The organism is Paenibacillus sp. EB106-05-06-XG162 (assembly GCF_058791655.1).
Genome location: NZ_JBYTDT010000001.1, coordinates 1166884 through 1185485, shown reverse-complemented (window position 1 = coordinate 1185485; position 18602 = coordinate 1166884). Strand labels below are relative to the sequence as shown.

Annotated in this window: 18 protein-coding genes and 1 pseudogene; 8 read left to right on the top strand and 11 right to left on the bottom strand. The window is 41.8% G+C overall.

Annotation, left to right across the window (positions count from 1 at the left end; translation table 11 throughout):
* Positions 1-117: 117 nt before the first annotated feature.
* From AC3WU2_RS05190 to AC3WU2_RS05180, 3 genes are read left to right on the top strand one after another with little or no spacing between them, the layout of a single operon-like run.
* Positions 118-1179 (top strand): GerAB/ArcD/ProY family transporter, encoded by a 1062-nt coding sequence (locus AC3WU2_RS05190; RefSeq protein ID WP_492451889.1) that lies wholly within the window; start codon positions 118-120, stop codon positions 1177-1179.
* Positions 1180-2550 (top strand): spore germination protein, encoded by a 1371-nt coding sequence (locus tag AC3WU2_RS05185; RefSeq protein WP_492451887.1) that lies wholly within the window; start codon positions 1180-1182, stop codon positions 2548-2550.
* Entirely contained in the window at positions 2547-3638 is a 1092-nt protein-coding gene (locus AC3WU2_RS05180; protein ID WP_492451885.1) for a Ger(x)C family spore germination protein, read from the top strand. The genes AC3WU2_RS05185 and AC3WU2_RS05180 overlap by 4 nt, the downstream gene beginning before the upstream one ends.
* A 46-nt stretch (positions 3639-3684) precedes the next feature.
* Here the strand turns inward: AC3WU2_RS05180 and AC3WU2_RS05175 are convergent, their stop codons facing one another.
* Complete coding sequence (locus AC3WU2_RS05175) at positions 3685-4323, bottom strand: histidine phosphatase family protein (RefSeq protein WP_492451883.1); 639 nt, start codon at positions 4321-4323, stop codon at positions 3685-3687.
* Positions 4324-4863: 540 nt separating this feature from the next.
* Positions 4864-5724: a COG4705 family protein gene (locus AC3WU2_RS05170; protein ID WP_492451881.1), complete on the bottom strand. Its 861-nt coding sequence runs from the start codon at positions 5722-5724 to the stop codon at positions 4864-4866.
* Positions 5725-5831: 107 nt separating this feature from the next.
* On the opposite strand from AC3WU2_RS05170, the gene AC3WU2_RS05165 reads away from it, so the two are divergent.
* Positions 5832-6707, top strand: coding sequence for an alkaline phosphatase family protein (locus AC3WU2_RS05165; protein WP_492451879.1), 876 nt, complete (start codon positions 5832-5834; stop codon positions 6705-6707).
* A 59-nt stretch (positions 6708-6766) separates the two neighbouring features.
* On the opposite strand, the gene AC3WU2_RS05160 is transcribed toward AC3WU2_RS05165, so the two are convergent.
* From AC3WU2_RS05160 to AC3WU2_RS05150, 3 genes are read right to left on the bottom strand one after another with little or no spacing between them, the layout of a single operon-like run.
* Complete coding sequence (locus AC3WU2_RS05160; RefSeq protein ID WP_492451877.1) at positions 6767-7909, bottom strand: Ger(x)C family spore germination protein; 1143 nt, start codon at positions 7907-7909, stop codon at positions 6767-6769.
* Between the two features lie 5 nt (positions 7910-7914).
* Positions 7915-9000: a GerAB/ArcD/ProY family transporter gene (locus AC3WU2_RS05155; RefSeq protein WP_492451875.1), complete on the bottom strand. Its 1086-nt coding sequence runs from the start codon at positions 8998-9000 to the stop codon at positions 7915-7917.
* On the bottom strand, positions 8981-10507 hold the full coding sequence (locus AC3WU2_RS05150) for a spore germination protein (RefSeq protein ID WP_492451873.1): 1527 nt from the start codon (positions 10505-10507) through the stop codon (positions 8981-8983). The genes AC3WU2_RS05155 and AC3WU2_RS05150 overlap by 20 nt, the downstream gene beginning before the upstream one ends.
* A gap of 247 nt (positions 10508-10754) precedes the next feature.
* Here AC3WU2_RS05150 and AC3WU2_RS05145 point away from each other — a divergent pair, with 247 nt between their 5' ends.
* Together AC3WU2_RS05145 and AC3WU2_RS05140 are read left to right on the top strand one after the other, a co-directional pair.
* A complete protein-coding gene (locus AC3WU2_RS05145) occupies positions 10755-11099 on the top strand; it encodes a hypothetical protein (protein ID WP_492451871.1) in 345 nt (114 codons plus the stop codon).
* Positions 11100-11442: 343 nt separating this feature from the next.
* The gene (locus tag AC3WU2_RS05140) at positions 11443-12093 is read left to right on the top strand and encodes a L,D-transpeptidase family protein (protein ID WP_492452199.1); all 651 of its coding nucleotides are present in this window, start codon (positions 11443-11445) and stop codon (positions 12091-12093) included.
* A gap of 58 nt (positions 12094-12151) precedes the next feature.
* On the opposite strand, the gene AC3WU2_RS05135 is transcribed toward AC3WU2_RS05140, so the two are convergent.
* Positions 12152-13135, bottom strand: a complete 984-nt coding sequence (locus tag AC3WU2_RS05135) for a polysaccharide deacetylase family protein (RefSeq protein ID WP_492451869.1) — start codon at positions 13133-13135, stop codon at positions 12152-12154.
* A gap of 149 nt (positions 13136-13284) precedes the next feature.
* Between AC3WU2_RS05135 and AC3WU2_RS05130 the strand changes: the two genes are divergently transcribed.
* Complete coding sequence (locus AC3WU2_RS05130; protein ID WP_492451867.1) at positions 13285-13491, top strand: DUF1657 domain-containing protein; 207 nt, start codon at positions 13285-13287, stop codon at positions 13489-13491.
* Between the two features lie 82 nt (positions 13492-13573).
* Here AC3WU2_RS05130 and AC3WU2_RS05125 read toward each other — a convergent pair.
* The 3 genes and pseudogenes from AC3WU2_RS05125 to AC3WU2_RS05115 all read right to left on the bottom strand — a co-directional run.
* Positions 13574-13954 (bottom strand): annotated as a pseudogene (locus AC3WU2_RS05125) (DUF421 domain-containing protein); the annotation flags it as partial.
* 131 nt (positions 13955-14085) lie between these two features.
* Positions 14086-14766 (bottom strand): N-acetylmuramoyl-L-alanine amidase family protein, encoded by a 681-nt coding sequence (locus tag AC3WU2_RS05120; protein ID WP_492451865.1) that lies wholly within the window; start codon positions 14764-14766, stop codon positions 14086-14088.
* 29 nt (positions 14767-14795) lie between these two features.
* Positions 14796-15587 (bottom strand): polysaccharide deacetylase family protein, encoded by a 792-nt coding sequence (locus AC3WU2_RS05115; protein WP_492452197.1) that lies wholly within the window; start codon positions 15585-15587, stop codon positions 14796-14798.
* Between the two features lie 477 nt (positions 15588-16064).
* On the opposite strand from AC3WU2_RS05115, the gene AC3WU2_RS05110 reads away from it, so the two are divergent.
* Positions 16065-16283, top strand: a complete 219-nt coding sequence (locus tag AC3WU2_RS05110; RefSeq protein WP_492451863.1) for a hypothetical protein — start codon at positions 16065-16067, stop codon at positions 16281-16283.
* Positions 16284-16560: 277 nt separating this feature from the next.
* Here the strand turns inward: AC3WU2_RS05110 and rpmJ are convergent, their stop codons facing one another.
* Entirely contained in the window at positions 16561-16674 is a 114-nt protein-coding gene (rpmJ, locus tag AC3WU2_RS05105) for a 50S ribosomal protein L36 (protein WP_492451861.1), read from the bottom strand.
* A 305-nt stretch (positions 16675-16979) separates the two neighbouring features.
* Positions 16980-18572: a SagB family peptide dehydrogenase gene (locus AC3WU2_RS05100; RefSeq protein WP_492451859.1), complete on the bottom strand. Its 1593-nt coding sequence runs from the start codon at positions 18570-18572 to the stop codon at positions 16980-16982.
* Positions 18573-18602: the final 30 nt, after the last annotated feature.

The following is an 18602-nucleotide window of genomic DNA, read 5'->3' as shown; positions in this document are numbered from 1 at the left end:
TTTCTTTTGATCCTGATAAATTTTTGACTTGTTAAAACTACCTTCTGGGTGTTTTGAGTAAAATTTCTAATAAATACCTATACTATCCATATTCTATAAAGGTGGTGTAGTGTTCTCGTGACGTTCCGACCATTAACAACGATAACGCCGTTGCAAAGCGCGTCACTTTGGATCACGGTCATCGGTGTATCCAATCACGTCCTTATCATGCCGATACTACTCGATGCTGCTGGGCGCGATGCATGGATCGGAGCTTTGCTTGCATTTCCACTTATGCTCCTTTGGTGTGGACTGCTCTGGTTTATCATGGATAAAATCAACGATTCTCTTGTTCCCTGGATTAAGAAAAAAACAAATACCGCCATCGCCATCGGTGCCGCGCTCTTCTATACGGTATACTATCTCGTTATGACCTCATTTGATGTGCAAGACACGTTGCAGTGGACCAAAACAGCCTATTTACCACAAACACCCATTTGGTTTACCAGCGCCTTTTTAGTCGGATGTGCATACATTACTGCGAAAAAAGGCATTGTTACAATTGCCATCACGAACGGCATTTTGCTTCCCTTCATTATCCTCTTCGGATTTTATGTGATGACCGTCAACTTTCAAGTCAAAGACTACCACTATTTATTACCGATCGGGACACATTCATTCTCTGACATTTGTATGGCAGCACTCTTCACGGCAGCGGGTATTAGCGGGATGATTTTTATCGTATTTGTTAGCGATGACCTGAAAGGAAAATTAAAAAAACGCCATTATGCGATAAGCTTGCTTATATTAATTGAACTCACGATCGGACCGCTTGTTGGTGCCATCGCTACATTTGGACCTGCAGAAGCTGCGAGCATGTCTTTTCCGGCATTTGAACAGTGGCGTATCGCATCGGTTGGGAACGTGATTGCACAAACGGATTTTTTATCAATTTACCAATGGCTTGCCGGCATCTTTATCCGCCTATCACTAGCGCTGTATATTTTTCAAAAGTTATGGGGGCAAAAAGCGCTGCCTTATTTGGCGTTACTGATCTATTTCTCGTCTTGCATCGGGCGATTTAACATTAACTCGGAAAAAACATCGGCGCTAATGTATCTGAGTGCTTTGGTGCTCAACATGGCCTTTACGATCTTTTTGTTCATCCTGTGCCAAATCAAAAAGAAGGAGTTAAGTTAGGTGGACAGACAATATCTACAAGAATATTTTGCAAACTGTGCGGACGTTCAAATTTTAGAAACAAGCCCAGGCATGATCATCCTCTATGTCAGTGGACTGGCAAACATTGAGCGTATATACGAACTCATCATAAGCAATACTCTCGAACGACTGCCATCGAAATCCGTTAAAGACATCATGGAAATTGAAACAGCCATTTTTAATGGCGAACTGATTGTCGTTGATTCAAAACAAGACGTGATTAAAAGCTTTATCACATCTAAGTTGCCGCAGCGTAAGCCGGAAGACGCCATAACGGAAACGACAATTAAGGGCGCACGCGACGGATTTACCGAGAGCATCGAAACCAATATCGCGCTCATTCGCAAACGCATCCGGACAAGTACATTTAAATGCGAAATGTTTAAGCTTGGTAAACGAAGCCAAACCAAAGTGGCGCTCCTTTATATCGAAGATGTGGCAAATACCGAGCTCGTTGAAGAAGCGCGGCATCGATTGTCGAAGATTGAACTTGACGTTGTTATCGGTAATACGTCCATTGAAGCGGCGATATCCGACAAAACCCGCCCACTTGCACCGCTTGTTGATACAACAGGGCGGCCTGATTATGCCGCAGAATGTTTGAATGCAGGTCGTTTTTTTGTGCTTATCGACGGTTCATCCATTGGTATAATCGCCCCCACAACGCTCATCTCACTAATCAGATCACCGGAAGATGCCTATTTCACTGCACCCATTGTGAACATGCAGCGCGCATTACGCATTTGCGGAGGGGTTTTGTCTATTTTTTTACCAGGATTTTTAATTGCGATTACGACGTATCATTTTGAGCAAATTCCGATGCCGCTGCTTGCGACTTTAACGGCTAATCGCATGGGACTACCGCTCAGTTTACCTCTAGAAGGATTCTTAGCGTTAATTTTGTTTGAACTATTTAAAGAAGCGGGGATCAAACTGCCCAAAACGGTTGGACCGACCGTCACGGTTGTCGGAGGGCTCATTTTGAGTACCGCTACGATCGAAGCCGGACTAACCTCGCCAACCGTCATGCTTGCAACGGCGGTTTCTGTCATAGCCGGCTATACACTCATCAACACAACAATCAGTTCTGTCGTACCCATCATTCGGATGTTTGTGTTTATCTTGTCATCCCTTTTAGGGATGTTTGGTTTTTTTATGTCTTTTTGTTTGATCGTCGCGCTTCTAGGTAGCAAACAATCGTTTGGTGTGCCCTACTTGTCGCCTATTTCTCCGCCCATTAAGTCCGACTTTTTCAAAGGCGTCTTTAAACCGTTTACGGTAAACAATCCCACGCGACCGAAAAATTTACACACAGAAGATGAGACTAAACGACCGGAGGATTCCACGTGAAAATCGCAGCTGTAACCTTCTGCTTGCTTGGTACAATGTTGCTTGCGGGCTGTTGGGATGTAAAAGATGTGCAGTACTATCTTTTTGTGAATGAGCTCGGAATTGATTATCAAAATGGCGCATACATCGTTAACGTGCAAATCAACGAACCGTCCGCAATGGCGAAACAAAAAGGCAACTCTCCACCTCCAAATCCGATTGTCATCGGTAAAGCAACAGCGCCTTCGTTGGCGATGGCAATGGATGAAATTGAAAAAATAAGCCAAGTCAAATTGGTGTGGTCGCAAAATAAGGCAATTATTCTAACGGACAATGCGCTAAGTCAAGGGTTGCGCACATTAAAAGACGATTATTTTCATTCAAGAGAAGCGCGGTACACTGCGTGGGTCTATATCACAGACGAACCGCTGGAGAAGGTGCTGAACACAAAGCCCATTACCGGCAGCTCTTCTATGGCAACACTGACGTATCAGCCAAAATTAACGTATAACATGCAATCGCTTCTCGCACCAAAAAGATTACAGCACGTATTCCGCTCCCTAGGTGAGAACTGGGAAACGGTCGTAATTCCGAAAATCGGAATAAGCGAAATGTGGACAAAAGGTGGAGAGAAGGAGAAAGTAACGGTTTTGAAAGGCGGCGTCGCAATCACGCAAGGAAAGGACCCCAAATCATTTACCGAGTCGCAAATAAAAGGGATGCGCTGGCTCGATCCACATGCAAAAAATGCAAATCTTGTCATGGGAGATAGCAAAGAAAATACGACCATCTTATCGTTAAGAGAGCCGAAAATAGAACAAAAATTCCGCCGCGAAGGCGATTTCATTATCGCGGACTATACAATCAAAATAAAAGGATTCATTCGTGTTCAAAAAGAAAACTTGACGATTGCAGAAATCGCTAGCAAAGCTGAAACAGCCATCCAAAATGAGATCCGCGAGACGTTCGATGCAGCAAACAAGCAAGGAGTCGACATTTACAATATAAAACTTGGTTGTTATCGACAAAACATCAAGCCATGCAATTCGATCAAACTTGGGAACGTTAACGTGAAGGTTTCAATCGAGAGCACAGGAATGAGACAATGAAAAATAGTGAAGAAATAAAGAGAAAGTTTAGCAGCAGGTGTTTCTTTTAAGGTGAACCCGTAAACTCTTCTAATGAAATTCGATCTACAATATCGTATCCGTTCCCTCGACCCTTTGGTTTCACGACAACGGTGCCTAAATACGGAATTTCTCCCAACCCTATTCCTTGAGGAAATCCGTGTGCCACAATTACGGTATTTGTCCCAGATACCGGTACCTTCTCTAACTCAGTAGTCAGTTCTGTTAAAGTATTAGCCTGGTTAGCAGGCGGTACGTGAGCACCTAATTGATAAATTTTAATCCAGTACGGGTCAACTTGAATATTCTGTTTCCCAAAAGCCAGTTCTGCTGTTTCTCTTGTTCGACAAAAAGGACTTGCTGTAACCGGATAATGAACGGGAATATGCAATCTTCGAAGAGCAGCCCCGAACGACACAGATTGTTGTCTGCCTTCCTCCGAAAGATTTCTTTGGGTTGCGCAATCTCCGTATATGATATGCGGTTGGTCCGCTCCTATTGTAGCTTCTCCATGTCTAACATAAAGGACATATCCACCATGGCGAAGTGAGTTCAGTATCGAAGGATCTATTGGATCGGCGTTTACTGTACTTGCTGACACCTCTACCATTTGTGTCTGGATCGTAATCAAGAACAAAAATAACCATAAGCAACCAAACTTTTTCATATTCGCATCTCCTCTTGTTGGTATACCCTCTCCTATATTGTAGTGTGCACAGTACCTCCACGGATTAGGCATCTGTACAGTCATTTAGTTCTTTACCCACATATATATGCAGGATAGACGAATACCCCATTGATAAGGAGTGAAGTCAAATGGCATTTATGCCACCGCCGGGATCTCAAGGATCAACCGCACTGCCACAGTCTCCTCCCCCTACATTCATCCCAGAAAAACCCGCTGTATCTTATATGGTCGACTGCTTATATCAATACACTTATGTCTGGCTAAAGAATGGGGAACGCTTCTGGTTTTACCCAACTCGCGTTGAGTATGGTGAAGTTTCAGGTTATCGATGGAATGGGGCATTCTGGATGTTTTATGGCATTGACCCAAGATTTGTTGACGCTGTATCCTGTCATCCAATTCCTACTCTATACTGATAAAAAAAGCCGGATTCCCAGAGCGAACGGGGAAACCGGTTTTTTGTGAAGGTGACCTTTAATATACGTTTTTTCGCGTTTTACTGTCTTGTTGAACTTATCATTAAGAAGCTAAATCTTTATTCATGAGGTCAGATGTGGTACCCGCTTTTTTCTGTGCTACGTACTGAATAATAATACAGACTACAAGGATACCTAGTAAAATGGCAGAGGCGATCACAGTACCATTCTCTAAACCTAGTCCACCTTTTTCATTCGGCTTAATCAAGTAATCACCAAATGTCGCCCCAAAAGGACGCGTCAATATGAATGCTAACCAGAATAAAACGACACGATTAATATTACTAAACCAATACGCTAAAAGAACTAATATAATTAGACCACCTGTTATCATGGCTCCTTGAGCAATCGTAAGTCCTAATCCTTCTTCTAGGAAACTTCCTCCACCGGCTAATTTCCCAACGCCTTCAGCCTTATGCGATAGGAAATCTCCTGCCGCTGTTCCTAATGTATTAGACACTAAAATAGCAATCCAATAAAGAACCTCAACTCGTTTTGTAGCTATATGATTGACGTCTAATGATGGCTCAGTAAAATACCAAAATACAAAAATGATAATTAGTAAGCTGAGTAATATAGCAGAGCCTTTCATATACCCTAAACCTAATGAACGATCCATGTAGTCAGAAAAAGCTGTACCCGCTAGACTTGTTGCTGTAATGACAACCCAATAAACAACAGGTACATATTTCTTTACGAACAATTGAATGGTTAAAAAGACAACAAATACACCGATAAAAAATAAAAACGGTATCAAATAATTATCTTCTGACCCAGGGATTGTAACTAAATCATCAAATTTGTACGATCTGACTGATCTGAGTATAGTAAGCCAAAATGAAAATTTGCTGTGAAATGCAAAATTAGAGCAAACAAAAAAGAAAATCCATGGTTTGTCTTCCATTACCGAATTTTCTCATCTAATATTAATAATACCCCTCTATACTGAAGGTATCCAAATATATAGCTGAGGGATACATAGTCAACATACAACTTCGTGAGGTGGAACGCTTGAAATTCGACGTAAAAATATTAAAAAAAATGCTAACTCTATCATTCGCTTGTACGTTAATTGTTCTCTTGGTTAACGAATCAAGTGCACAAGCAGCAGCAGTAATTCCGGCGAATACCCATATGCCAACCATCGATCATATCGTGGTGGTCGTCGAAGAGAATCACTCTTATAACCAAATTGTGGGGAGTAAGAAAGCACCCTATTTTAACCAACTGATCAATAACGGGGCATTATTCACCAATTCGCATGGAAATACGCATCCGAGTCAACCGAATTATTTGGCACTTTTCTCAGGCTCAACCCAGGGGATCAAGGATGATCGGTGCGGAAAGTCTTTTTCAACCGGGAATTTAGCAAGTAAGCTGATTCAGAAGAAACTTACCTTCAAAGGGTATTCGGAAGATATGCCAAGAGCTGGATACACCGGATGTTCTGCAGGTGGCTATGCGCGTAAGCATAATCCGTGGGTCCAATTTAATAATGTTCCTGCGAGTTTGAATCAGCCTTTCACCGCATTTCCGACAGATTTTAGCAAGCTGCCAACGGTTTCTTTCGTCATCCCGAACCATCAGAATGATATGCACGACGGAACCATTCAACAAGCGGATCAGTGGTTAAAAGAAAACCTGAGCTCCTATGTCGCATGGGCTAAGACACATCGGAGTCTCCTCATCGTGACATGGGATGAGGATGATTTCTCCAAAGCTAACCGGATTCCGACAATATTTGTTGGACCTATGGTTAAACCTGGTAAGTATTCGGAATCCATTAATCATTATCATGTGCTTCGAACAATCGAGGACATCTATCATGTATCAGCCTTGGGAGAAAGCGCAAAAGTGCATGCCATTTCAAGCGCGTGGAAAAAGTAGCAAAGATGAGGTGGTTAAGGTCTCGGACTTTAATGACCTCATCTTATTTTCTGGTTATGTCAATTAATAATCCCTTGCGTCGTAATTTCCACTTGTACCACTGGAGCAAATTTCACTTTCTGATAGTTGCTGCCCCATTCTTCTTTCTGTTGTTTCCAAACGCGTGGATGGAACGCCATCAGTTGTCTACCGATACCTAATCCATCGCAGCGGGCTTCTTGCAAGTGCTCAAGTGTTTTTTGAGCCAGATCAGTCATCTTTTTCGAAAGATCCTTATTTAATTTTGCGACCACTTGTTTCTTTTCTAAGCGATCTTTCGGATACTCAATTACACTCACTTTCAATTTTAATTCCAGATGAACCATAATTTGATCGCCCGATTGAATCTTTAATTTCATTTTTCGCTTTAACTTGTCTATATTAAAGGTCAGAAAGTCATACCTTCTTTGAGGATTGTCCTCTGTCGTGCTCATTTCCCCTTTCGTGCTCATATTTTGGGTAAATCTTGTCTCTTTCCCCTTGCTGTTTTTCAATAATAAGTACATTGATGATTCTTCAGGACTCAGTGTACCTGTTAACTTATTGTTATGAAACATGGCCACACGAGAAACATTCACACGAGCCCCTTGGTCCATCAGGTAAGGAAGAACAAAATCTTCCCCTGGGTCCAACATCACAGGGTAGATCTTTTCAAGTGTCACCTTGGGAACGGTTGTCGTCTCTTCTTTGCTCTTGATTAATTCATCAATTTCTTCTGCGATCAAGACATTCCCTACTTTCTTAAGGGAAAGTATATCTTCCGCTGTCCCTTGGGCCACTCCGATTCTAGCGTTTAAGGCACTCTTCGGATCACGGTAGAACACTTCGAGGACTGGATAAATATCTTGTTTGGCCAGTTCTTCTCCAATGAGAACAAATCGGTTTTTATAAGTACGAAGATGCCGTGATATCTGATCATCTGCATGTTCGCGAGCATCCATTGGTGTATCGCCCTCTGCAGATATAATATCGTTTTTAGGACTTTGTTGTTCACCTGCTGGCACGTCCTGAATGACAAAAGTGACTCGAAGCTTACCATTCGGTGCGAAATCAAACCCTCCTCCATAGAGCAGACGAGCATCCTTTAATAGATCTTGATCCCAGCAACCAGCTATAAATAGGAGGAGAGACATAACCACACATAAGAAGCAGATCCTTTTCATCTGACTTACGTCCCCCTTTTTCTCATAAAGTACGCAATACAAAGCAGGATCAAAGGAAGTCCAACCACAAATGTATAATGAGAAATCTTAATTACTTGATCGTAGAAGTCAGAGACCGATGGTTCTTGTGCAATCATAGCCAGAATAAAGAGTATGCATATGGCATAAGGGACGGCCTTTTTATGTTCGCCACGGTGAAAGAAGTGACCCAACCCAACGGATGCCATATATATCCAAGAAACCATGGCGGTGCTAACGACAAAGATCCATAACGACAAAAAGATCAAATCGATCCGTTGGATGATCTGAAAAGAAAAACCTTTCAACATGTAGAGGAGAGGTTCTGAAACCGCGGGCATGACCGCCGGGCTGAAAATGACTAAACTGGTAAACACCTCAAAGGTGTAAAAAAGTGTAATCATCATATTACCTAAAGAAGCTGCCTTTAATTTTCCGCCGCTCTTCCCTTCAACCAAAGGATAAAGCACCAATATAGCTTCATACCCGACTAAAGGAAATAATGCCTCATTCGCAGATTTGATGATATTCCCCCATCCCGCTTCGGATATAGGAAAAATATAAGTGAAGTTCGCATTGACATAACCGCATAAGGATAATGCCACCATTACAATGATCGTTAATGAAGAGATAACGAACAGCCTGGCAATCACCCGAAGGTTTTCTTTAGCCAAGTACATACAAGTGAGAAGGGCGAGAATTAATAATGCCCATCTAGGCGTTGCTGACAGCACCCACCTTCCCACGACATCGGCAAACTTGGCCAGAACCGTTCCTGCAGAGAACAGAAAATAGCCAATATAAAGAAAGCAAAGCAGATTCCCAAGAAACTTCCCGGTAATCTTCGGCAAGAAACCGTATATTGTATCGGAAGGAAATCGTCTGCAAAGAGCCCATAGAATCAAAATAATAACTTGTACGGCCAATCCTGCGATGAGGACAGAAATCCACCCTCCTCCCTTGGCGCTTTCTTGCAATTTATGAGGAAGTGTTAATATACCAACACCCACTTGAGACTGTATGATAAAAAACATGAGCTGACCTTGCGTAATTCTACTCTTTTCCGGGATCATCCTGTTTCCACCCTCTTGAATTTCTTTCTTGAACATACTTTTGGGGATGCGGATCATGAGGGCGTTGATTCAGACTCCATATCGGGAAACGCACAAATGTATCCTTCATATCTTTCATTCGAAGAGGCATGACAGGTGCAAAATAGGGTGTACCAAGGCACTCTAATTTACATAAGTGAATCAAGATGAAAAACATGCCGAATGTAATCCCGATCAAACCAAACAACGCAGCCAGGATCATGAGCGGGAAGCCTAGAATTCGTGTTGCTGTACTTATCTCATTAGACGGTGCGACAAAAGAGGAAATAGCCGTTAAGGCGACGACGATAACCATGGGATAGGATATCAATCCGGCACGCACGACTGATTCGCCAATGACCAAACCGCCAACAATACCGATGGTTTGACCTACACGGCTCGGCAGACGAACCCCTGCTTCACGCAGTACTTCTAAGGTAAGCTGCATAATAAGAGCCTCCACAATAGGCGGAAATGGAACCTTGTCTATACTGCTCTTCACGGAAAAAATCAAATTTTCGGGAAGAATTTCAGGGTGGAAGCCAATAATCGCTATATATAAAGCAGGTATAAGTGATGCGATGATAAAGCTCACCAAACGAATCAGACGAACAAACGATCCGGCAATCCACCTGCTATGATAATCGTCAGGGCTTTGATAAAAGGCAAAGAAAGTCACCGGTAAAATCAGCGCAGACGGGTCTCCATCTGCTAAAATAACGACACGCCCTTCCATAAGATGAGCTGCCGTCCGATCCGGTCTTTCTGTAAGTAAGATTTGCGGAAATATGGAAGAAGGGTTATCTTCCATCATTTCGGCAATGAAACCTGAAGAGAGTGTCATGTCCAACGAAATGGAATTGATTCTTTGATCTACTTCTTTGATCAGATCCGGATTCGCCAGATTCTGCATATAGAGCAGAGCTAATTTTGTTTTGGTTGCCTTTCCGCTCTGATAATAACGAACGACCAGATTCGGATTCTCGACGCGCTTCCGAACCAGATAAAGATTCGTCATGAGGTGCTCTATAAAACCATCATGCGCGCCGCGAATAATCCCTTCGTTCGCTGGCTCCGAAATATTTCGTATATTCACTGTAGCTACATCGACAATAAAAATTTCTGTTGAACCTTCAAATAACAATATACAATTCCCTTGAATTAAGGCGTGAGGCACCTCGCTCAGATCTGAGTGTTTCGTGATCCCCACAGAAGTCACGACTTCATCCACGTTTCCTTGACTTTTTCCCTCTAAAGGCTTGATGATCTCTTGTTGAATTTTCTGTAGATCCGCCAAGGATTCTAAGAAAACAATGAGACCCTTAGATTGATTAAAGCTAATGCTTCGCCATTTCAAGTCACTTGCATGAAAGAGCTGATTTTTAATATATTCCATATTTTGATCTAAAGAAGAATACACACTTATTTTCATTTGTGGTTTTTCTTCTGTCCGGTTGTTTGAAAAGAACTTACTTAACACATCCTTCATGATATTCCACCTTGCCGAATTCCAATTTTAGTTATTTTAACCATTGAAACCGACTTTATTCCAACGAACAGCTTCACCCTATTTATAGATTAATTATTAATAGCGATTCTTATGGGAACGAATAAAATACTACGATTTATCAAATATTCTTTAGTTATGTAACTATACCGACGAGAAATATCCGGAATATACTAGCATAACTCATGCACATTTTGAATATTATTCTAGGTAAGAAAGGTGATCATTGATGGGAAAAAATGATATCTCCAAAAGATATCCAGCTTCTGATAGTGATTTTCCCCTAAATCCGGATGACGAATCCCAATCTCAACCAATTTCTAGTCAACCTATGTCAACCTTTGAACGAATAGGTGGAATGGATGGATTTATGACAATTGTGGGACAGCTCCAACAAGCGTATGGATTGTACAAGCAAATGGTTCCTACATTTCAATTGTTTAGCTCTTTCATGGGACCTAAAGCCATGGTAAAAAACGTAAAACACAAAAAAAATAGAATTAAACGTCAACCAAGTGACTTCAGGAATGTAAATCGTAAAATGAAAGGAAAAAGAACGCTGAATGCGCGCTAATTCTTGCACGTGAAAGACGGGATAACCTTTACTTGGTTCCCGTCTTTTTTTATAACTTCATTCGCTTTACTTGAACCCGTTCTATAGACCAGCCATTTCAATACATAACATGACCTCTTTCTGAGCAAACTTCATTTCATATATTTATTTCCTGGATATCACAAATTTACCATTCCATCAGAAATCAAAGGAGTTACTTACATGCTAAATGATCCTACACTAACTGCATTGAACGAAGAGGAACGAAATCAAACAGGGGCTGGACAACCCCAGGAAATCGCGCCGGCTTATGTTTTTTTGGTGATCATTAATGGCTAGGCCCATTTTCGTTTTCGTGGTTGTGATGATTCTTATCGCAGGCGGAATGAATCACCATCAGGCACATGCAGATCCTTCGTTGCCGATTGTCGCGGACCAAGGATTCTTTTCCATTGAAGTATATCCTCAACGGCACAAGCTGATCGTACGTGCGCAAAGGCAAGTCATCAAAACATATACCGTAGCTGTCGGAAATCCATTAACGCCTTCGCCTGTTGGAGAGTACCAGATTATTTATAAAGGAAAGGACTGGGGCCCTTCGTTTGGACCTCGCTGGCTCGGATTAAACGTACCTTGGGGTATTTACGGCATTCATGGAACCAACAGGCCCTCTTCCATCGGACAACATCAGAGTCACGGTTGTATTCGCATGCGTAACAACGATGTTATTGAATTATTTGAGATGGTCCCAGTCGGAACCAAAGTAACGATTTATGGGCATGTTCTGGGTGATAGTAATCATGATCCGAGGGTATTGGCAGAAGGAGACGTAGGTGGTGACGTACAACTGGTCCAATCTCGTCTAAAAAGTGCTGGATATTTTCGAGGTGTTTGTAATGGGAAATTTCGCTCGGATACAACCATAGCCGTAAAACAATTTCAGCGGGATCATAAATTGATGCAAGACGGGGTTATTTCGATGAAGGTTTACGAAGAACTTGGATTATTAGAGTAACAAAACAAAAAAAAGTAGCCAAGTTCCCTTCTGGGAATTTGACTACTTTTTGTACATTTTAGACTGGATTTCTTATGACAGGCTCCTCCAAAATTATAGGACTGGCATCCGGAGTTCTCTGGGTCGATATTACTTCACTGACTGTATTAAGGATTAGCCCTTTTCGTTTGATTTCTTGAATCATTCCTTTTAATGCTCTGCTTGATGAATTCGTCGGGTGCATCAATATTAAAGAACCTGATTCAACGTGTTTCGCTATTTTACTAATAATTGCATCAGGACTTGGGTGTCTCCAATCCACTGTATCGACCGTCCATAATATCGTTTTTAAATGTAAAGCATCTGCAATTTTAACTGTTTCCTTCGAATAGTCTCCTGATGGGGGTGCAAATAACTTGTTGTTTATACCAAGCTGATTTCTTAACAAGTCCTCTGTCTTCTCAATTTCTTTTAATGCTTGCCCCTTACTAAGTTGACTCATATTCTTATGTGAATAAGCATGATTAGACAACTCGTGTCCCTTTCCAGCGATTATTTTGGCCGTATCGATATGCTTGCTCAACCAGGAGCCATCAAAGAAAAAGGTAGCACGAACTTGTTCTTTTTCTAATACGTCTAATATGCCCGGAATGAACTCATCTCCCCATGCTACATTTATCATTAATGAAGCCATACGTTTCTTAGGATTCCCTCGGTAAATCGGATTGGGCCCCAAATCATGAAGATTGATTGCCGGGACTACTTCCCGATAAACGTACCTTATAGGCTCATTTGAATGATGTTTGGCTAGGTCATAGGTTTTCTCTACATCGACTTCAAGTCCGTTATAACCGGGAATCGCGTACCATACATGATCTAATCGTGCGTTTATGGGAGGAATAAACCGTTTTGGGGCTTCCTCTCTAATTTGGGTTAATAATTCAGTCCTTGGTTTAGCTTCTGGCTTGATTTTAGCTATCGATACTTGCACTGCAATGGGTAAGCATACGAGAACAATCGTGACAATCATCATTAGCAATAAAAACCTTTTCTTAATTTTCATAATATCCTCCACTCCGTATCATTTACGACAACTAGTATTTGTCTGTTTTAGGTGGATAATGCAAACAAAAGAGGATTGCTACAAGAAAAGAATATATTTCTCAAAAAAGGTTAGATTATTGTGGTATGTACACAAAGGAGGTGGATGTAGTGACAGTCGGATCACAAGTAAAAACAACCTTAGCAAGCTTGAAAAGCGCACAAGCCTGTCTAGAATCATATGCGCTGGAGACGCAAAACCAAGAAGCTAAAAACATGTTCGAGGACGCGGCAAAAACAACACAAAGCATTGTAGACCAAGTTTCATCTCGCGTACAGCAATTGGAGAATGAAGAACCGCAATTTAAAGGGTTTTAATTGTATATAAATGAATCTCGATTCGCAAACGAATCGAGATTTTTTAAGTTGAGTGATAAGCATGAGGTTGAAGAAATGGAGATTAGGTCTGTATGAAAAGCCCATCCCCCGCCAACCACTCGGCTATAAGAACATCTTCGTATTTTGAAACACGTTGTGATAAAAGCTGCTCCTTTAACCATATTTCATTAAAACCTAAGTCTTTGACCTCATCCCACAATACTTCCCCATCACGAATAAGCGTAACAGGGACATTAACTGATTTACCTGTAAGATTGAAATCCTCCAATGTTGTTTTTTGATACTTCGCTTTCTTAAGTATGCTGATCGAACCATTCGGTTCCAAATAGCAATATGCGACCTCCCTAATCGAGAAGGTTTCGCTCTGCCGAAGTAAACTTTGCAATTGATTTATTCGATTTTTTTTCAACTCATGCCGATCTAATATCCCATCTTTAAGAAGAAAAAAACCTAACACAAGTTCGTACGTTAAATGTAGGAATTTCATCCTGCTAATATCTCCAATCTAATCCAATTAGGTATCCGCATTATCTATTCCCAGGAAAGTGATCATTTATAATACATTAACTTGCACTATTTACTCATATTAAGATATTCTTTAATACCATCGATAATGGATGCAGCCACGCGATATTGATAATCATCCTTCCACATTTTTAGCTCTTCATTTGGATTTGTTAAATAACCTACCTCCAACAAAACTGCAGGCATCTCTGTTTCTTTCACAACGAAAAAGGCTTCCTTTTTTATACCCCGATCCTTTGATCCGGTCGCATTTACTAGATTTTTATGCATAATCGTCGCAAAAGGAAGGGATTCCTCACGATAATAGAATGTTTCTGTTCCGAAAACACTCGGGTCTGTATACGTGTTTCCATGAATCGATATAAATAAATCCGCGCCAAGATGATTAGCAAATTTAGGTCTTTCTCTATCAATCGAAGAAATCGTGCGATCATCGGTTCTTGTCAAATATATCTGTAACTGTGTTTCTTTCTCTGCAAGTTCTTTCACCTTTCGTGCTAGCTGCAACGTAAAGTCTTTTTCATATTGACCGCTGGTACCTTTCGCCCCGGGATCTTGTCCCCCATGTCCAGGATCAATCACGATTTTGAAACCTGCTTTGGTCGTACTTTCACTCTTGCTACTTAAACTATCATCTGCATTGCTAATATAGTTAGTCCCCATAACATAAGTCATATAGATTATCAAGAATAATACTCCTAACAAAATGGTATTCCTTTTCTTTTTCATCAACGGTTCCTCTCTTCTATCTCTTTCATCTACAGTCGATCATCCTTCAGGAAATTCATTTGGATATGCTCAGACTCATCATATACAGCGAATTTGTACCCTTTCTGTTTATAAAAGTTGATTATATCCGGAAGTGCTTCTAATGTTTGAGGTTTCTCATGCATGAGTACGACTTCTAGATTCGATTTTGTGCCTCTCTTGATGTTTTCGACAATTTCATTCGGCTGATCCTTAAGCCTCCAATCATTTGAATCAATCGTCCAATCCCATAATTTGATCCCAGCTTTTGCGATTTGATCTCGGATTTGTTTATTAGCTAAGCCTGGTACCGATCCATACGGTGGTCTTACCAAATGAGGTTTTTCACCTGTAATGTCATGGATAAGAGACAATGTTTCATGCATTTCAGGGACAAATTGTTTTTCTTGATATAGTTTTTTATATTGATGCGTCATGCTGTGCGCCCCAACATAATGTCCTTCTTGTACCGCTCGTCTCACATCACTTTGGAATTGCGTACGCTGCAATTGACTTCCTTGCATAAAAAAAGTTGCCTTGATGTCATGCTCTTTCAATAAGTCTAGAAATTCAGCTGTTAATTTACTTGGACCGTCGTCAAACGTTAAATAAACGACTTTCCTTTGTGTTTCCACATCACGATCATCTTTTTTACTCGTATCCACGGGTACTCTATTTTGTGGTTCGATTATCTCTTCAGGTGAAAATGTCGTTCTAGATTGAGATATCAAAAAAATAGTTGTAACCAATACAATTAGAAAAGTTGAAACCAGAATGATGAATCTCGTTCTTTTCGATCTCATCAAACTTGTTTCATTTCGGTATAGATCTAAGTTACTTCGTGGTGTCATATGCTATCTATCTCCTCTCACAGAAGATAGATTACTAGATTGAAATAAAGAAAATATGCAGATCCCATTAATATAAAATAAAGATTTTAATCAGAGAATTTTGATCCTGTTCCTACAATCGTCCTTACATGCTGAAACAAAACAAATACCGCCCAGAAGCGGCGGTATTTGTTTAATCCTTTTTTGTATGAAAAATAAAATGAGTTTGATGTTTTCGGCCGAGGTGATTCTTTATTCAAACAATTGTCTGTTTAACAGTATCCTTATTCTTCCTTGTATGTCTCTGAATCCTACAAGCCATATTATTTTTGTTAACTAATTGGTTTGCTCAAGCCGGCCTTGAACATTTCGCTTTAGCAACTCATAATCAGGATGCAATGAAATAGAAAGAAAACCATTAGCATACAATATGACTGGAGGAACATCAAAATGGCACAACAAATTGATACAAATTCTTTGAAAAAGGCGGAAGCAGTCACATCTATCGCTAAAGACCTTATTACACAAGCCATTGAGCAATCTGCTTCAAATCAAATTCTTTGTGAAGAAGCTCTAAAACAAGCTTCTAACGAAATCAAACAAGCTCAAACTATGATCAGTCAAGTACAATCGGCGTTTCAAACAGACAAAGCTCAACAATCAAAGTAACTTGTACCTGTAAACTGAAATCTAAAGAATATCTTAAGTCGTGGGTTTCCTCAGACTACACCGAGACGATGATAGAGTTGAGATTATTCTCAACTCTTTTTCGCTGCTGCTACTGCAGTTTCGAAGCAAGATCCTTTACTCCTACCTATGAATTAAAACCCTTTAAATTGCGGCAGTACACACGTCAAAGAGGGAATCAACTAATCTGCCCATTGATTTTGTCCATAAAAAAAGGAACACCGTAAATTATGCTACAGTGCTCCATGGAGTTAGAGGATTAACCTTGTCTTTGCTTGTGTTTGGTATTCTCGCAGATGACCATGACGGTCCTATTTCTTTTAATGGTTTTACATTTTTCACAAATAGGTTTTACAGATGGTCTAACTTTCATTAGAAACCCCTCCTTGCCAGATTACTTTAATCAGCAATCTGCCCTTTATCAGTATAGAAATGAGTATATAAGATGAATATATGTATATAGTATATTATTTCATGATGATATATCAATTGATAATCACTGGAAATGAAGGAATGACATCAGAAATGCCACTTTTCAAAAGGACGAGCAACACATAAAGGAGAACCCCCCCTTTGCATTACTCATCCTCCAATATCCAGTCGCAAAGATTGTTCCAAATTCCGACAAGCTAGTGGAGTCCTATAATGGCCCAAATCACTGACTGAACTCGAGCTTTTTTAACGGCTCAAACTGCCCGCCAACCGCAATCGTTGACGATATGGACCGACCGGTATAAAAATCAGCCCTGTTTCATCCCGGGAATCCGTCCGATAAAGCGTATCGCTGTCATTAGCGTCAAACCCGAGAAGCGGACGCCCGCCCATCCCGAGGGCGGATGACGCCAGCAATAATCGGTGCACGAGCATCCCGGCTTCCATTTGCAGAATGCGGTATCCCCGCTTGCCGAGCTGCGATTGAAAGAAACTCCTCTCCCCTGCCACATGAAAGCCGAGTGGTACTTGAAACAAATTGATATTGGGAAGAGACATTCCCTCCTGCATCCGTTGCCTGTGATCTCCAAGACAAACCGGCTGCAGCGCATGCGCGGCGCTATTGTACCGATAAGCGCCGTCCGGAACGTCTTCGACCCCGTAGAAGCAGCCATAGAGGCATACACGGGGTTCCGGCTCCTCCTGTAGTCCATCCAGGTCGTTGCGATACGAGAAGGAAGCCGTCGCTTCCGAAAGCAGAGCTGCAAGTTGGGAGAGACCAATCGGCTTCAAGACAAATTCCGTCTCGGGTGAGAACCGGTTGCGGCAAACCGTCGCCAAATCATACGACAAGCGATCTACAGGCGGCAGAGGCAGTGCGAGCGCTTGATCCGAGATTGCTCGTTCATCCTTCAGGATCTGTCGAAACAATCGTGTCGAATCCAGTCGGGACGCTTCGCTCATCCGAAGGAGCATCGGATAATCTACGATCTTCTGCGACCTGACATAGTGATCATGTCTGACTGGCGACAACTCCCGGCATAGCTCGGAGGCGAAAACCGTTTCCTCATCCTCGTTCCCGTTGGCCATCCACCTGAACGCCGGTTCCGTAGATAGGGGGATAACCGCATACACGCTCTCCTCTTGTTCCGATAGTCCGAGCAGATGATTAACGGCTTGATCGAGAAATTGAAAATGCACGCCAGACGAAAATCCGAATCGTTTCGCGACTTCGAGCAGCTGTCCGATCAGAACGCCAGCGTCCAGTCCCTGCAGCCGGTAGGCAAAATTATTGTATTTATAAAAATTCTTCCAGTATACCGTAGATACGAAGGCAGCACCGAAGCAACTGTTCGCGTCGCAGCGATTCCCGAGTGACCTCGCCAAGTATTCGTCATAATTCCCTTCGCGTAGCAACGCTAACCGATGATGCGCCGCATCGTAATGGTATACGCCGGCAGGCAATTCACCAAGCTTCAAATAGAAATACAGTTCGCTCGGATATAGCCCGCCTCCGGAAGGAACGAAGCGCCGGCACATCTGCAAGACGCCTCCCAATTCTTCCGATGTATCCCGCTCCGTAACGGATTGGGTCAATTGCGCTAGCCCAAAAACATAGTAGAGGAAATGTCCGATATCGCGAAGGCTTGGTACACCGGTCGTATCCCTGCCTTCGAGCGTTGCCGGCACTTCTCTGGATAGCGGAAACATCGGCAAGCCGCGATAAAGCTTGTAAGGAAGCGGCGCGTCATCCCAATCTGTCTCCCAATCCAAAGGCTTGACTTTATCCGGGTCATATTGCAAACGGTGAAGAAAAACTTCCAGATTCATCTGACTCATCGCTTTCCTCCCTGGCTTCAATCACTCGGT

What these genes read in the sequence shown, in the direction of transcription:
- AC3WU2_RS05145 (WP_492451871.1), top strand. Translation starts at nt 10,755, where the DNA reads ATGGGAAAAAATGATATCTCCAAAAGATATCCAGCTTCTGATAGTGAT.
- AC3WU2_RS05100 (WP_492451859.1), bottom strand. Translation starts at nt 18,572, where the DNA reads ATGAGTCAGATGAATCTGGAAGTTTTTCTTCACCGTTTGCAATATGAC.
- AC3WU2_RS05160 (WP_492451877.1), bottom strand. Translation starts at nt 7,909, where the DNA reads ATGAAAAGGATCTGCTTCTTATGTGTGGTTATGTCTCTCCTCCTATTT.
- AC3WU2_RS05110 (WP_492451863.1), top strand. Translation starts at nt 16,065, where the DNA reads ATGGCACAACAAATTGATACAAATTCTTTGAAAAAGGCGGAAGCAGTC.
- AC3WU2_RS05175 (WP_492451883.1), bottom strand. Translation starts at nt 4,323, where the DNA reads ATGAAAAAGTTTGGTTGCTTATGGTTATTTTTGTTCTTGATTACGATC.
- AC3WU2_RS05140 (WP_492452199.1), top strand. Translation starts at nt 11,443, where the DNA reads ATGATTCTTATCGCAGGCGGAATGAATCACCATCAGGCACATGCAGAT.
- AC3WU2_RS05155 (WP_492451875.1), bottom strand. Translation starts at nt 9,000, where the DNA reads ATGATCCCGGAAAAGAGTAGAATTACGCAAGGTCAGCTCATGTTTTTT.
- AC3WU2_RS05170 (WP_492451881.1), bottom strand. Translation starts at nt 5,724, where the DNA reads ATGGAAGACAAACCATGGATTTTCTTTTTTGTTTGCTCTAATTTTGCA.
- AC3WU2_RS05120 (WP_492451865.1), bottom strand. Translation starts at nt 14,766, where the DNA reads ATGAAAAAGAAAAGGAATACCATTTTGTTAGGAGTATTATTCTTGATA.
- AC3WU2_RS05115 (WP_492452197.1), bottom strand. Translation starts at nt 15,587, where the DNA reads ATGAGATCGAAAAGAACGAGATTCATCATTCTGGTTTCAACTTTTCTA.
- AC3WU2_RS05135 (WP_492451869.1), bottom strand. Translation starts at nt 13,135, where the DNA reads ATGAAAATTAAGAAAAGGTTTTTATTGCTAATGATGATTGTCACGATT.
- AC3WU2_RS05150 (WP_492451873.1), bottom strand. Translation starts at nt 10,507, where the DNA reads ATGAAGGATGTGTTAAGTAAGTTCTTTTCAAACAACCGGACAGAAGAA.
- rpmJ (WP_492451861.1), bottom strand. Translation starts at nt 16,674, where the DNA reads ATGAAAGTTAGACCATCTGTAAAACCTATTTGTGAAAAATGTAAAACC.